This is a genomic window from Nocardia sp. NPDC056100, assembly GCF_042266325.1.
Classification (GTDB): Bacteria; Actinomycetota; Actinomycetes; order Mycobacteriales; family Mycobacteriaceae; genus Nocardia.
In genome coordinates this window covers 347,452-362,062 of record NZ_JBHJVY010000004.1, presented here as the reverse complement: position 1 = coordinate 362,062, position 14,611 = coordinate 347,452, and the positions used below count along the sequence as shown (strand labels likewise).

Annotated in this window: 14 protein-coding genes; 5 read left to right on the top strand and 9 right to left on the bottom strand. The window is 67.2% G+C overall.

Features of this window, described 5'->3' with window-relative positions:
• Positions 1 to 288 precede the first annotated feature (288 nt).
• The 4 genes from cobM to ACFC0O_RS32165 form a co-directional block, all read right to left on the bottom strand.
• The gene (gene cobM, locus ACFC0O_RS32180; RefSeq protein ID WP_375964568.1) at positions 289 to 1,047 is read right to left on the bottom strand and encodes a precorrin-4 C(11)-methyltransferase; all 759 of its coding nucleotides are present in this window, start codon (positions 1,045 to 1,047) and stop codon (positions 289 to 291) included.
• 78 nt (positions 1,048 to 1,125) lie between these two features.
• Positions 1,126 to 1,551 (bottom strand): PPOX class F420-dependent oxidoreductase, encoded by a 426-nt coding sequence (locus tag ACFC0O_RS32175; RefSeq protein ID WP_375964565.1) that lies wholly within the window; start codon positions 1,549 to 1,551, stop codon positions 1,126 to 1,128.
• A gap of 15 nt (positions 1,552 to 1,566) precedes the next feature.
• On the bottom strand, positions 1,567 to 2,205 hold the full coding sequence (locus ACFC0O_RS32170; RefSeq protein ID WP_364642570.1) for a response regulator transcription factor: 639 nt from the start codon (positions 2,203 to 2,205) through the stop codon (positions 1,567 to 1,569).
• Positions 2,206 to 2,222: 17 nt separating this feature from the next.
• Positions 2,223 to 3,377, bottom strand: a complete 1,155-nt coding sequence (locus ACFC0O_RS32165) for a sensor histidine kinase (RefSeq protein WP_375964562.1) — start codon at positions 3,375 to 3,377, stop codon at positions 2,223 to 2,225.
• Positions 3,378 to 3,508: 131 nt separating this feature from the next.
• Here ACFC0O_RS32165 and ACFC0O_RS32160 point away from each other — a divergent pair, with 131 nt between their 5' ends.
• From ACFC0O_RS32160 to ACFC0O_RS32140, 5 genes are all read left to right on the top strand, one after another.
• On the top strand, positions 3,509 to 4,567 hold the full coding sequence (locus ACFC0O_RS32160) for an ABC transporter permease (RefSeq protein ID WP_375964559.1): 1,059 nt from the start codon (positions 3,509 to 3,511) through the stop codon (positions 4,565 to 4,567).
• Between the two features lie 26 nt (positions 4,568 to 4,593).
• The gene (locus ACFC0O_RS32155) at positions 4,594 to 5,328 is read left to right on the top strand and encodes an ABC transporter ATP-binding protein (RefSeq protein WP_375964557.1); all 735 of its coding nucleotides are present in this window, start codon (positions 4,594 to 4,596) and stop codon (positions 5,326 to 5,328) included.
• 60 nt (positions 5,329 to 5,388) lie between these two features.
• Positions 5,389 to 6,435 carry a TIGR03617 family F420-dependent LLM class oxidoreductase gene (locus ACFC0O_RS32150; RefSeq protein WP_375964555.1) on the top strand — a complete coding sequence of 349 codons (1,047 nt, stop codon included), beginning with the start codon at positions 5,389 to 5,391 and terminating at the stop codon, positions 6,433 to 6,435.
• 78 nt (positions 6,436 to 6,513) lie between these two features.
• Positions 6,514 to 7,578 carry an isopenicillin N synthase family dioxygenase gene (locus ACFC0O_RS32145; protein ID WP_375966371.1) on the top strand — a complete coding sequence of 355 codons (1,065 nt, stop codon included), beginning with the start codon at positions 6,514 to 6,516 and terminating at the stop codon, positions 7,576 to 7,578.
• A 246-nt stretch (positions 7,579 to 7,824) separates the two neighbouring features.
• Positions 7,825 to 8,133 (top strand): DUF4254 domain-containing protein, encoded by a 309-nt coding sequence (locus ACFC0O_RS32140; RefSeq protein ID WP_375964552.1) that lies wholly within the window; start codon positions 7,825 to 7,827, stop codon positions 8,131 to 8,133.
• A 41-nt stretch (positions 8,134 to 8,174) separates the two neighbouring features.
• Here the strand turns inward: ACFC0O_RS32140 and ACFC0O_RS32135 are convergent, their stop codons facing one another.
• The 5 genes from ACFC0O_RS32135 to ACFC0O_RS32115 are packed head-to-tail and all read right to left on the bottom strand — an operon-like array spanning position 8,175 to position 14,610.
• Positions 8,175 to 10,094: an acetoacetate--CoA ligase gene (locus ACFC0O_RS32135; RefSeq protein ID WP_375966369.1), complete on the bottom strand. Its 1,920-nt coding sequence runs from the start codon at positions 10,092 to 10,094 to the stop codon at positions 8,175 to 8,177.
• Between the two features lie 27 nt (positions 10,095 to 10,121).
• A complete protein-coding gene (locus ACFC0O_RS32130; protein ID WP_375964550.1) occupies positions 10,122 to 10,955 on the bottom strand; it encodes an HpcH/HpaI aldolase/citrate lyase family protein in 834 nt (277 codons plus the stop codon).
• The gene (locus tag ACFC0O_RS32125) at positions 10,956 to 11,444 is read right to left on the bottom strand and encodes a MaoC family dehydratase (protein ID WP_364642599.1); all 489 of its coding nucleotides are present in this window, start codon (positions 11,442 to 11,444) and stop codon (positions 10,956 to 10,958) included.
• Entirely contained in the window at positions 11,441 to 12,601 is a 1,161-nt protein-coding gene (locus ACFC0O_RS32120; protein ID WP_375964547.1) for an acyl-CoA dehydrogenase family protein, read from the bottom strand. Before ACFC0O_RS32120 ends, ACFC0O_RS32125 begins: the two co-directional genes overlap by 4 nt.
• Complete coding sequence (locus ACFC0O_RS32115; RefSeq protein ID WP_375964544.1) at positions 12,598 to 14,610, bottom strand: biotin carboxylase N-terminal domain-containing protein; 2,013 nt, start codon at positions 14,608 to 14,610, stop codon at positions 12,598 to 12,600. Before ACFC0O_RS32115 ends, ACFC0O_RS32120 begins: the two co-directional genes overlap by 4 nt.
• Position 14,611 lies beyond the last annotated feature (1 nt).

Here is a 14,611-nt window from a genome sequence, read left to right as displayed (position 1 = left end):
CCCAAACCTCGCTTCTGGAACACCACAGCGCTCCCCACCGAAAACCCGAACAGGACGCCACACCAGCCAGGGTGGCGTCCGATGCTCGGGGCTCACTTCACGTATTTTTGAGATCCCCTGGGCTATCTACCCAGTCGACCGAACTTGTTACATGGGCGTACGAACGTCCAATGGACTTCCGGCCGCTATCGGCACAATGCTGCTGAACACCCGGACCAATCTACCGGCAGCTTGCAACCCCTAACGAAGAAGCACCATAGCTGCGAACTATCACCGCATTTCGCGGTCTCAGCCAGTGATATGCGTCCTGTCCCGGGCGGGGTCATAGAGGTGTGACTGGGCGCAATCCACCGATTTCGCCAGTGCGCGACCGACCAGGATGACCGCCGCCTGACGCAGATCGGCGGCCTCGACGCGGTCCGCGATATCGGTCAGCGTGCCGCGCAGGACCAGCTGATCGGGCTGACTGGCCCGGTAGACGACCGCGACCGGACAGTCGTTCCCATAGTCGGGAATCAGCTCATCGGCGAGGGCTCGGATGCGGGTGATAGCGAGATGCAATACCAGGGTCGCGCGGGTGCGGGCGAAGTTGGACAGCGCCTCCGAGTCGGGCATCGCGGTGGAACGGGCCTGCGTGCGCGTGAGCACGACGGACTGGGTCAGCTCGGGGACCGTCAGTTCGGTGCCCAGCAGCGCCGCCGCGGCCGCGTAGGCGGGAACGCCCGGGGTGACATCCCAGGGCACACCGGCGGCGTCCAGCCTGCCGGTCTGCTCGGATAGCGCCGAATATATGGACGGATCACCCGAACACAGCCGGGCGACGTCCTTGCCCGCGGCCGTGGCGCGCACGCAGTGCTCGATGATCCGATCCAGATCCAGGCCCTGGGTATCGATGAGTTCGGCATCGGGCGCGCAGTGCGCCAGCACCTCGGGGTCGAGATAGGTCCCGGCGTAGAGACAGACGGGCGACTCGCGCAGCAGACCCACCGCGCGCACCGTCAGCAGGTCCGCGGCTCCGGGTCCGGCCCCGATGAAGTGCACAGTCATGCCGCCGAGTCTGGCATTGCCCCGGCCCGCCGCCGTCTCGCACCCCCGCACCCCCGCGGCCGGGCGTGCGGACGGGTCTCAGTCGCTGACGTTGAAGGCGGCGGTCACCTTGGTGGGCACCAGGCGCACCACCAGCTCGCCCGCGACCCCATTGCGTTTGCCGAATTCCTCGGCCCGGTCCGCTCCCATATAGCGAGCGCCTATCAGCGTGGCGGTGCGCACCAGTTCGCCCAGATCCTCGGAGACCTCCGCCTTGCCCTGCACCTGGACATAGCCGTAGGGGGCGGCCTCGAGATCGACGACCATGGTCAGGCGGCCGTCGCGAGCGATGGACCTGCCCTTGGCCGAGGTCGCACCGGTATTGAAAACGACGGCGTCACCATCGAGGACGAACCAGACCGGGGTGACGAGCGGACGTCCATCGGCCGCGATGAACGCGACCTTGCCGGTGCGGGTGCCCTCGGAGAGGAATTCGCGCACTTCGGGATCGGAGAGGGAAGCCATGGACCCACCGTAGGGTCAGATGGCCCCGCGTTCGCGAGCACGCGCCACGGCGGAGGTCCGCGATTTCACACCGAGCTTGGCGTAGATGTGCACGAGGTGCGATTTCACCGTGGTCTCGCTCAGGAACAGGCGGCGGCCGATCTCACGATTGGAATGCCCGTCCGCGACCAGCCGGAGCACCTCGATCTCGCGCGGGCTCAGCGTGGTGTCGGGTTTGCGGACGCGAGTCATCAGCCGCGAGGCCACCGACGGGGACAGCACGCTCTCGCCCTCGGCCGCCGAACGGACCGCGGCCAGCAATTCCGAGGGCGGGGTGTCCTTGAGGATGTAGCCGACCGCGCCCGCCTCGATGGCGCCGAGGATATCGGCGTCGGTGTCATAGTTGGTGACCACCAGCACATTCGGCGGATCGGGCAGTTCGCGCAGGGCCGCGGTGGCGTCCGCACCGGACTTGCCCGGGCCGAAGCGCAGATCCATCAGCACCAGATCGACCCGGGTGGTGGAACAGAACGCGACGGCCTCCTCGGCGGTGGCGACCTCGCCGATCACATCGATCTCCGCACCGGAATCGCTTTCCGCCGCACCGGAATCCAGTAGGGCGCGCAGGCCCGCGCGCACGATGGCGTGATCGTCGGCGAGCAGGATGCGAATCATTCGTCCTCCAGCGGAAGTCACTGCTCCTCCAGCGGGAACGAGACGGTGACGGCGGTATGACCGGGTTCGGACTCCACCTCCATGGTGCCGCCCTGCTGCTCCACTCGATTGCGCATGGCGGTGAGACCGAAACTGCCGGAAGGCGATTGGGCCAGCACCTCGGGAGCGATGCCGATGCCGTCGTCGACCACATCCAGGTGCACGGCGTCACCGGCGTAGGTGAGGGTGACCCGCATACGCTGCGCCTGTGCGTGCCGCACCACATTCGAGACCGCGCCCTGCGCGATGCGCACCAGGGCGGCCTCGATGGGCATGGGCAGCGCGTGCGGATCGCCCTCGACCAGCATTTCGGCGTGCAGGCCGGGGGCGGTGGCGCGCTGCGTGATTCGGGTGAGCGCGCCCGCGAGGGATTGGCCTTCCAGGGCGGCCGGGGTGAGTTCGGCTATGAGATGGCGGGTTTCGACCAGGCTGTCGGCGGCGGTTTCGCGGGCGAGCCGAATCTTGGCCAGTGCCGGGTGATCCGGGGCCGCGCGCTCCACCGCGTGCAGCAGCAGTTGAATGCTGCTCAGACCCTGGGCGACGGTGTCGTGGATCTCCTGGGCCAGGCGTTCGCGCTCGGCCATCTTGCCCGCGGTGCGCTCCTGTTCCGCGAGAGTGTTTCTGGTGGTGAGCAATTCGTCGATCAGGCGCTGGCGTTCGGCGGCCTCGCGGAACAGCGCCTCATAGCCGAGGCCGATGCCGACCGCCACCAGCGCGCCCAGCAGCGGGCCGATGATGCCGCCGAAGGTCCAGCCGCGATGCAGGGCGAAGCCGACCACCGACACCACCGTGGTGACGGTGACCGCCACCAGGCCCCAGTTACGGGGCAGCAGATGCAGATACAGGAAGAACAGGCCGAAGACGAGATAGACCGCCTCGGGCACGAAGGCCACCAGCACCAGCCACAGCACGGTCAGCACGACCAGCCACACCCGTGCGGCCACCAGCCTGCGGCGGAACAGGCCACCGGCGAAGTAGACCCCGAGGAATGCCCCGGACAGCACCACCACCAGATAGGGGTGCGCGTCGGCGATGATGGCCCGCGCCGCCACCACCGCCGTCAGCGCCACCACCAGCGCGTGCAGACCCAGCTGCACGGCGGAAAGGACGGGGGTGAGGGGCGATCGATGCACGTCGACCAGCTTATGTCGGGCAACCGCACCGGCATCCATCGAAAGTAGGAAACGCCGGACCACCGTTGGCTGGGGCCGGATTCGTCCCGCGGCGCGATGGATTCGCCGGGCATCCGCACCAGAGTGGAGTCATGTTCGTAGCACTCCGGGATCTGCGGGCCGCCCGCGGCCGCTTCCTGCTCATTGCCCTCGTGGTGACCATGGTCGCGCTGCTCGTCAGCTTCTTGAGCGGGTTGACCGCCGGGCTCGGGCACCAAAACATTTCGGCCATCCAATCGTTGCAGACCGGCACGGTCGTCTTCGCGGACACCGGGTCGGCGGCCTCCTTCGACTCCTCCACGCTCAGCGATGAGCAGGTGCGGGCCTGGCAGTCCGCCGCCGGATCGGACGGGACCGTCGACCCGATCGGCATCAGCCGGACCCGGGCCACGCACGATGGGGCCTCCCCCGCGCAGGTCGCACTGTTCGGGGTGCAGGGGACGCCGTTCGGCAATCGTGTGGCAACCGATGCCGGGCAGGTGGTGCTGTCCAAGGCCGCCGCCAAGGATCTCGAGGCCGGGCCGGGTGACACCGTCGCGCTGGGCGCGGGGAACTTCACCGTGCGGAGCGTGACCGAGGACGACTGGTACGCGCACACCCCGGTGGTGTGGATGACGCTCGGCGATTGGCAGACGCTCAATCCGCGCTCGGGTGCGGCGACCATCATGGCGGTCTCCGGGGTGCACGACGAGTCCGCGATCAACGCGGCGGCGCACACCACCACGACCTCGTCCAAGGGTTCGCTGTCGGCCATGAGTTCGTATCAGGCCGAGAACGGTTCGCTGACCTTGATGACGGGCATGCTGTTCGCCATTTCGGCGCTGGTGATCGGCGCGTTCTTCACGGTGTGGACGGTGCAGCGCACCCCCGATATCGCCACGCTGAAAGCCCTCGGCGCGACCACCGGTTCACTGGTCCGGGATGCGCTGGGTCAGGCGCTGGTGGTGCTGGTCGCCGGTGTCGGTGTCGGCGTGGGGATCACCGCGCTGGCGAGCCTATTCCTCGGTGACGCACTGCCTTTCGTGCTCAGCGTGAGCACCACGCTCTTCCCCGCGGCCGCGCTCATTCTGCTCGGCCTGCTCGGCGCGGCCTTCGCGCTGCGCTTCCTCGCCACCACCGATCCGCTCACCGCCCTCAACCAGGCGCGCTGATCACCTTGTCCCCCAGGAGTTTTGCGATGACCAACGCCCTCACGGTCGCCGACCTCACCCTCACCTTCCCGGACGGCGGCGAGCGCATCACCGCGCTGAAGCAGGTGAACCTCGCGGTGCGCGGCGGCGAGATCGCCGCCATCACCGGGCCGTCCGGCTCCGGCAAATCCACACTGCTGGCTACGGTGTCGACGCTCATCCGGCCCGACTCGGGGCGCATCGAGCTCGAAACCTCCGGTGGCACGGTGGATCTGGCGCAGCTGAGCCGTCGCGACGCCACCACCCTGCGGCGGAACTCCATCGGCATCGTGTTCCAGCAATCCAATCTGGTTCCGGCGCTGACCGCGCTCGAACAGCTGGAGGCCATGGTCCATCTCGGGCAGACCTTCTTCGTCTCCCCCGCCCGTCGCCGCGAAGCCCGTTCGCACGCAAGGGAACTCCTCGACGCGGTCGGCCTCGCCGGTCAGGAGAACAAGCGTCCCGCCCAGCTCTCCGGCGGTCAGCGCCAGCGCGTCAATATCGCTCGCGCCCTGATGAACAATCCGGCCCTGCTGGTCATCGACGAGCCGACCAGCTCCCTCGACCAGGAGCGCGGGGCGGCCATCATCGACCTGATCGTGCGCATCTCCCGCGAGCACAATGCCGCCACCCTGCTGGTCACGCACGATCGCGCGCACCTGCATCAGATGGACACCGTGCACCGCATGGTCGACGGCAGCCTGACCCTGGAGTCCGAGCACCGAGCCGCCCACGCGGTCTGACAGGATCGAGCGGCTTCCGCGCGCCGAGCCCGGTAGCCGCGCCGATCCCGAAGGACCGTCATGGAACTCGTGACATCGCTACCCGCCGACACACCCCTGTCGGAGGTGGCGACACGAATCCGCCGGATAGAGGCCCTGGGCTTCGATACCGTGCACATCTCCGAAACCGTGCGCGATCCCTTCGGCGTCTGCGCCCTCGCGGCCGAACACAGCACCGCCCTGACCATCCGGACCAGCATGGTGGTCGCCTTCCCCCGCAGCCCCATGCTCACCGCCTACGCCGCCTGGGATCTGGCCCGCTTCTCCGGCGGCCGCTTCCAGCTAGGCATAGCCTCCCAGGTCAGGGGCAATATAGTCGGCCGCTACTCCACCCCTTGGACCGATCCGGTAGCCCAGCTCTCGGACTACGCCGCCGCCCTCCGCGCCATCTTCGAGTCCTTCCAGACCGGCTCGCGCCTGGACCATCACGGCTCGCACTACGAATTCACCCGCCTGCAGCCATATTTCAACCCCGGTCCCTTGGACGTGACCCCGCCGTCCCTCTGGATGGGCGGCGTAGGCCCGCGCATGTGCGAGCTGGCCGGGGCGGCGGCGGACGGCTTCGTGGCCCACCCGACGGGTTCACATCCGCTCTCCCTCGCCGATCGGGTGCTGCCCGCCCTCCACATCGGCGCGCAGCGAGCCCGGCGCACCGACGGCGGCCCCCGAATCATCGTGGTCCCCAAGATGATCACCGGTCCCGACGCCGAATCCCTGGCGGAGTCCCGCGAGCGGCTGCGCTCGGAATTGGCCTTCCTCTACTCCACCCCGGCCTACCGGGGCACCCTCGATCTTGTCGGCCATCCCGAGACCGCCGATCGCCTGAGCGCCGCCGCGCACGCCGGCGCATGGACCGACCTGCCCGCCATCCTGACCGATGACGTACTGGAAACCCTTGTCCCCGAAGCGGTCTACGCCGATCTGCCGACGGTGCTGGACCGCTGGTACGGCTCGTACTGCGATGGCATAGCGCTGCAGATCCCGCCGACCACCGATAGCGATGATGAATTTCGCGACATGCTCACCGAATTGCGCGGTCCCCGCAGCGGCACCTACCCACAGGCGTAATAGCGTCCACACACCGCGGGAACACGGGTGGGAGAATCTGATCGCCTGACCTATCACTACGGCGGGACGGACGTCTCCATGGATTTTCACGTGCCGATCATCGATATCGCGCCGTACGTCGGCGGCGGGGACGCCACGGCCCGGCGCGCCGTCGCACGGCGGATCGACGAGGCCGCTCGTACGGTCGGGTTCATGCAGATCGTCGGGCATGGGGTGCCCGGATCGGTGATCGACGGATTCGCCGGTGCGCTGGACGAGTTCTTCGCCCTGGATCTGGAGACCAAGAAGCGGTATCGCACTCCGCCCGAGATCAATCGGGGCTATTCGCCGCCCAAGAGTGAAAGCTTGAGTTTGAGCCTCGGCGTGGAATCGGCGACCCGGATGAACGATTTCTTCGAGGCGTTCAATATCGGCGCATCGCTCGCCGATTACCCGGGCCTGGATCTACCGGCGGCCGACTACGCGGAAAACGTGTGGCCGCAGGAGGTTCCGGGGTATCGGGTGCCCGTCGAGGCGTACTACGCCGAGGCCGCGCGGGTGGCGCGCACCCTCACCACCGCCTTCGCCGATGCGCTCGAACTGCCCGCCGGGTACTTCGGCGGCTATACCGATCATTCCCTCGATGTGCTGCGCATGAACAATTACGCGCTCCCGCCCGGCACCGTCGATCTGGACGGCGATCTGATCGGGATGGGCGAACATACCGACTACGGCATCGTCACCGTGCTGTGGGCCGATCAGGCACCCGGATTGCAGGTGCTCGGCGCGGACGGCCGCTGGCATGACGTACAGCCCGCCGACGGCGCTCTCCTGGTGAATCTCGGTGATCTCATGGCCCGCTGGACCAATGAGCGCTGGCTGTCCACGCTGCACCGGGTCAAGCCGCCGATCGTGGACGGCACGATTCAGCGCCGGCGCAGCGCCGCGTATTTCCACGACGGCAATATCGACGCGCTCATCGAGACGCTGCCGTCCTGCGTCGGTGAGGGCAGCGAATACGAGCCGGTGACGGTCGCCGACCACATCCGCGCCAAGCTGGCGGGATCGCGTGCGGGACTGCCGAATACCAATGCGGGCCGCGAGGCCGCCCGGGTGCTGGCGGCGGCCGAACCCGAATCCGCGCTGCGCGGCCGGAACGCATGACAGCTCACCCCGGCGTCCGCACCATTCGGATGATCGCGAAATGGGGTGTTGGGGTGGAGGTTACGAGGTGGTCATTTTGAGGGAATAGCGTTCTCGGAATTCGCAGTTCTCGGATGAGGAGGGGTTGCGATGCGGGATACGCTTCCTAGTAAGAGGCAGGTTTTGCTGGCTTGCCGGGGGTCCGGCTTTCCGGGGCATCCGGTACTTAGTGCGGCTCATGAATTGACGGAGTTGCACGGGCGGAAGATGGCTGCCGGGCCGGATGTCTGCGGTGAACTCGATAGTCTGCGAGATGAATTGGTGCACAGCATCGATTGCTGGGTCACCTCGCGGCTGCCACCTTCACATGGGGCGGCGCGGGTGCATACCGAGACCATGGGGGCGGTTATCGACCGGCTCGCGCAGTTGACGGCGCACGCCTATGAGGCGCTCGCCCATGCCTCGGGGCCGGAATTGACGCGCATTTGGGAAAGGCTGGCCGAATTAGCCGTCGGCTATGAGGATTTGGCGTCCGAAGTGTGTTCCGGACGACGACGGTTACCCGGCGCGCATTGAGCGGCCGGGTCGTCGATTGCGGAAAATTGTTCGGGTTTCCGCTATTTCGGCGGGGTATGTTGCGCATACCAGGTCAGCAATGCCGGATCGTCCACCGCGGTGGGGGCCACCACCCTGGATAGTTCCGCACCCTGGAAGAGTTTCTTGAGCGGGACTTCGAGTTTCTTGCCGGTGCGGGTGTGCGGAATGCCGGGGGCGACGATGATTTCGTCGGGGACGTGCCGCGGGGACACCTCGGCGCGAATGGCGGCGTTGATGCGCGCCTTGACCTCATCGGTGAGTTCCACGCCGGGGGCGGGCACCACGAACAGCGGCATCCAGTAGCGGCCCTCGGGCAGTTCGATGCCGAGCACCAGTGCCTCGGCCACCTCGGGGAGCGCCTCCACGACCTGGTAGATATCGGCGCTGCCCATGCGGATGCCGTGCCGATTCAGGGTGGAATCGGAGCGGCCGTGCACGGTGATGCTGCCGTGGTCGTTGACGGTGATCCAGTCGCCGTGCCGCCAGACGCCGGGGTACATATCGAAATACGCGTCGTGGTAACGGGATCCGTCGAGATCGTCCCAGAAGTGCACGGGCATGGAGGGCATCGGTTTGGTGATGACGAGTTCGCCGACCTCACCGCGCACCGGATGGCCCTTCTCGTCCCAGGCGTCCAATGCCACGCCCAGGTAGGGGGCGGAGAGTTCACCGGGCCACACCGGGACGGTGCGCACACCGCCGATGAAGGCCGAGACCACATCGGTGCCGCCGCTGATGGAGGCGACCGGAATATGCTCACCGACGTTGTCGCGCAACCAGAGTGAGGAGGACGGCGGCAGCGAGGAACCGGTGATGCCGACCATGCGCAGCGCCGACAGATCGTGATCGCGGCGCGGTACCACCCCCGCCTTGATACAGGCCAGCACATAGCCCGGACTGGTGCCCACCACCGTCGCGCCGGTGCGAGCGGCTATGGCCCACAACGCATCCGTGGTCGGCGCGGACGGGCTGCCGTCGTAGGTGACGATGGTCGCGCCCACCAGCAATCCGGCGATCTGGAAATTCCACATCATCCAGCTCGGGCTGGTGTACCAGAAGAAGGTGTCGTCGCGCCCGATATCGGATTGCAGGGCAACGGCTTTCAAATGCTCCAGCAGCACCCCGCCGTGACCGTGCACGATGCCCTTGGGTTTGCCGGTGGTGCCGGAGGAGTACAGCACCCACAGCGGATGTTCGAAATCCACCGGCGCGATATCGATTTCGCCACCGGGTGCGTCGAGCAGCTCATCCCAGGCGAGTACATCGGGCAGGGTCGCCCCGATGCGCGATACCAGCACGGTGGCGGCCAGTGACGGCAACCCCGCCCGCAGCGCCTCGATATCGGCGGTCTTATCGTGGTCCTTGCCGCCGAAGCGATAGCCGTCGGCGGTGACCAGCACCTTGGGTTTCAGCTGACCGAGCCGGTCCAGCGCGGCCTGCGCGGAATAGTCCTGACCGCAGGCGCTCCAGACGGCTCCGATACTGGCCGTGGCCAGGAACGCGATCACGGCCTGCGGGATATTCGGCAGATAGCCCGCGACCCGATCACCCCGGCCCACACCGAGTTCCCGCAGGGCACGGGCGAAAGCCGCGGTGCCGCTCAGCAATTCGGCCCAGGACAGCTCGATGACGCTGCCGTCCTCGTCCACGCCGAGAATGGCGGGCCGATCGGTGCGCGCCTGCCGCACCACCTGTTCGACATAGTTCAGCTGCGCCGCCGGAAACCATTTGGTGCCGGGCATTTCGGTGGAGACGAGCACCGCGCCGGTGCGCTCCCCCAGTTCGAAATAGTCCCAGAGCGCACCCCAGAAGCCCGCCACATTGTCGACCGACCACTGCCAGAGCGAGTGGTAGTCCGGAAACGATTCCCCCGTCCGCGCCGTCACGAACGCCGCGAAATCGGTGACCCGCGCCCCGGCGATATCGGCCGCGGACGGCATCCACTGTGGTTCCACCTGCACTACCTCCTACGACGCGAATCCGGCGCTGTCCGCGACCTGCGCGCGCTGCACGATTCGCTCGGCATGCCGGATGACCGGCATATCCACCATGCGGCCCTCGAAGGTGAACACACCCCGATGGTTCGGCACCTCGGCCAAAAGCCTTTGCGCCCAATCGACTTCCTTGGGCACCGGTGCGTAGGCGCGCCGGATGACCGGAATCTGACTCGGATGAATAGCGACCTTGGCGTCGAAGCCGACGGCGACCGCGTCCTCGGACTCCGCCGCCAGCCCATCCAGATCCGGGATATTCAGGAACACCGAATCGAGTGCGAATTTGCCATATGCCTTGGCCGCCAACAGCGATTGCGAGCGCACATGCAGCGCCACATCCCGATAGCCGCCGTCGGCGTGCCTGCTGGAATTGCCGCCCAGCGCCGCGACCAGATCCTCCGCGCCCCACATGACGCCGATGGCATTGCGCACCATGACCGCTCGCCCGACCGCCATCGCGCCCAGCGGGGATTCGATGAGCGCGATCACCTCGTAATCGGCCAGCCGGGTAATCTGTTCCGCCGATTCGCATTTGGGGAGCATGAGCCGCCGGTACTCGGTGCGCAGCAGGGCGTCCAGATCGAGCATGTGCTCGACGGTGCCCGCCGCGTTCACCCGGATGACGGTGCGTTCGGGATCCTGCGGGGTGGCGATCAGCGCCTCGCGGGCGGCCGCCTTATCCGCTTCGGCCACACCGTCTTCCAGATCGATGATCACCACATCGGCCGCGGCGGCGGCCTTGGCGTAGCGCTCGGGGCGATCCGCGGGACAGAACAGCCACGCCGGTCCGGGCAGCTCCCAGCTCATCTATTTCTGCTTTCTCACCAGGGTTTTGCGGACGGCCGTCGCCACCACGTCCCCGTGTTGATTGCGGCCGGTGTGCGCGAAGGTCACGATGCCCTCCCCGGGACGGCTCTTGGATTCCCGCAGGTCGGTGACCACGGTTTCGGCGTACAGCGTGTCGCCGTGGAAAAGCGGTTTGGGAAAGGCGATTTCGGAGAAGCCGAGATTGGCCACGATGGTGCCCTGGGTCAGCTGCGCCACCGACAGGCCCACCAGGGTGGACAGGGTGAACATGGAGTTCACCAGCACCTGCCGGAACGGCTCCTGGGTGGCGGCGAACGCCGCGTCAAGATGCATCGCCTGGGTGTTCATGGTGAGCGTCGTGAACAGCACATTGTCGGCTTCGGTAATCGTGCGGCCGGGCCGGTGCTCGTACACCACACCGGTTTCGAACTCCTCGAACCACAGGCCGCGCTGAACGATCCGGCGCGCCTGCGAATCCTGTTCGGTCACAGACCCAGCTCCCGCCCGATAAGCATCAACTGCACCTCCGTGGTGCCCTCGCCGATCTCGAGAATCTTGCTGTCGCGATAGTGCCGTGCCACAGCATATTCGTTCATGAAGCCGTAGCCGCCGAAAATCTGGGTGGCGTCCCGGGCATTGTCCATGGCGGCCTCGCTGGCCACGAGTTTCGCGATCGAGGCCTGCTTCTTGAACGGCTTACCGGACAGCATGAGCGCGGCAGCGTCGTAGTAGGCGGTGCGGGCCATATGCGCGCGCACCTCCATGCGGGCGATCTTGAAGGCAATGGCCTGATTGCTGCCGATCGGGCGGCCGAACGCCTCACGCTCCTTGGCGTATTTGACGCTCTCGTTCACGCAGCCCTGTGCCGCGCCGACCGACAGCGCGGCGATGGCGATCCGGCCCTCGTCGAGAATGCGCAGGAAGTTGGCGTAACCGCGGCCGCGTTCGCCGAGCAGGTTCTCGGCCGGGACGCGCACATCGGTGAAGCTCAGCGGATGAGTGTCCGAGGCGTTCCAGCCGACCTTGTTGTACGCGGGCTCGGCCACGAATCCGGGGGTGTCGGCGGGCACGATGATCGTGGAGATCTCCTTCTTGCCCTCGGTCGTGCCGGTCACCGCGGTGACGGTCACCAGCCGGGTGATATCGGTGCCCGAATTGGTGATGAACTGCTTGCTGCCGTTGATGATCCAGCTGTCGCCGTCCTGAACGGCGGTGGTGCGGGTGCCGCCCGCGTCACTGCCCGCGCCGGGTTCGGTGAGCCCGAACGCGCCGAGCGCGCGCCCGCTGGCGAGCAATGGCAGCCACTCCTGCTTCTGCTTGTCATTGCCGAAGCGGTAGATCGGCATGGCCCCCAGCGAGACACCGGCCTCGAGGGTGATGGCCACGCTCTGATCGACCTTGCCGAGCTCCTCCAGAGCCAGGCAGAGCGCGAAGTAGTCGCCGCCCATACCGCCGAACTCCTCCGGGAACGGCAGGCCGAACAGGCCCATATCCGCCATGCCCGCGATGACCTCGTACGGGAAGCTGTGCTCCGCATCGTGTTTCGCGGCGACCGGGGCCACCACCTGATTGGCGAAATCGCGGACGGTGAGCGCCAGTTCGCGATATTCGTCCGGCAGCGTTCCGGTGGACAGGAAGTCGGTCATGACGCGGTGTTCTCCTGGGAATCGGCGGTGATGATGCGGGCCAGCAGCTCTTCCAGCTTGACCTGGGCACCGGGCTCGACGAGCACCTCCACCCGACCGGCCACGGGGGCGGTGAGGGTGTGCTCCATTTTCATGGCTTCGACAATGACGATCGGGGCCCCGGCCTCGACCTCGCTGCCGTGTACCGCGGGCACGGCGATGACCGAACCCGGCATGGGACTCTTGATTTCGGCATCGCCGATGTGTTCGCCGCCGCCGCGGATATCGGCCTCGGCGACCTCGCGCAGCTGGGCGACGCCGGTGGCGTCGGCCACCCAGAGCTGACCGTCACCGGTGGCGACGCGGTAGCGGGTGCGCAGGCCGTCGAGGGTGAGGGTGAGCCATTCGGCATCGGAAGTGGCGGTGAGGGAATGCTTTTCGCCGTCCGCTACCCATGCGAGCGCATTGCCGGGCGTGCCCGACAGATAGACGTGCGCGGTGCGATCGCCGCCGGTGAGCCGGAATACGGTGGGCGCGTGCGCGCCGATCCGCCAGCCGTTCGGCGTCGCCCACAGATCGGCCGCCGCGCTCGGCCACCGGCGCAACCAGAGATCCGTTGCCGCGGCGATGAATTGGGCATCGGAGACCACCGGCGGGCCGTAGTCGACCACCCGCCGGTCCAGCAGGGCGGTATCCAGATTTCCGGCCCGCACATCGGCGTCCGCGAGCAGGAAGCGCAGGAAGTCGATATTGTCCCGCACGCCCAGAATCTGGGTATCACGAAGCGCCGCATCGAGTTTCGATATCGCGGTGGCGCGATCCCCCGCGTGCGCGATGACCTTGGACAGCATCGGGTCGTAGTCGGTGCCGACCACCGTTCCGGCGCGGAGGCCCGAATCCACCCGCACGCCCTTGCCTTCCGGCTCGGACAGCGCGAGCACGGTGCCGCCGGTGGGCAGGAAGCCCCGGCCCGGATCCTCGGCGTACACGCGCGCCTCGATGGCGTGCCCGGTCAGCTTGATGTCCTCCTGGCTGACCGCCAGCTTCTGCCCGGCCGCGATGCGCACCTGGCATTCCACCAGATCCACGCCGGTGACCAGTTCGGTGACCGGATGCTCCACCTGCAGCCGGGTATTCATCTCCATGAAGAAGAACTCGTCCGGCTTATCGGCCGAGACGATGAATTCCACGGTGCCCGCGCCCACGTAGTCGACGCTGCGCGCGGTATTGCAGGCCGCCGCGCCGATGCGGGCGCGGGTGCGCGGGTCCAGCAGCGGTGACGGCGCTTCCTCGATCACCTTCTGGTGGCGGCGCTGCAGACTGCATTCACGCTCGCCCAGATGCAGCACCTGACCGAATTCATCGGCGAGGATCTGCACCTCGATATGCCTGGGGCGGTTCACGAATCGCTCCAGGAACAGGGTGTCGTCACCGAAGGCCGAACCGGCCTCGCGGCGCGCGCTGAGCAGGGCCTCGGGCAGCAGCGCCGGATCCTCGACCCGGCGCATACCCTTGCCGCCACCACCGGCGGACGGTTTGACCAGCACGGGATAGCCGATTTCCGTTGCCGCCTCGATCAATTCGGCATCGGTGAGACCGGGGCGGGCGATACCGGGCACGACGGGGACGCCGTACGCGGAGACCGCGTTCTTGGCGGCGATCTTGTCGCCCATGATCTCGATGGCCCGGGCGGGCGGACCGAGGAAGACGATATCGGCCGCGTCCAGCGCCGCCGCGAAAGCCGCGTTCTCCGAGAGGAATCCGTAGCCGGGGTGCACGGCCTGCGCGCCCGAGCGCACCGCCGCGTCCACCACCTTGGCGATATCCAGATACGACTCGCGGGCCGGGGCCGGTCCGAGCCGGACCGCGATATCGGCCTCGTGCACGTGCCGGGCGTTCACATCGGCATCGCTATACACCGCGACCGAGCGAATTCCCATGGCGCGCAAGGTGCGGATGACCCGCACCGCGATTTCCCCGCGATTGGCGACCAGCACCGTATCGAAGGCGACGGGGTGAGCTTTGTTCATC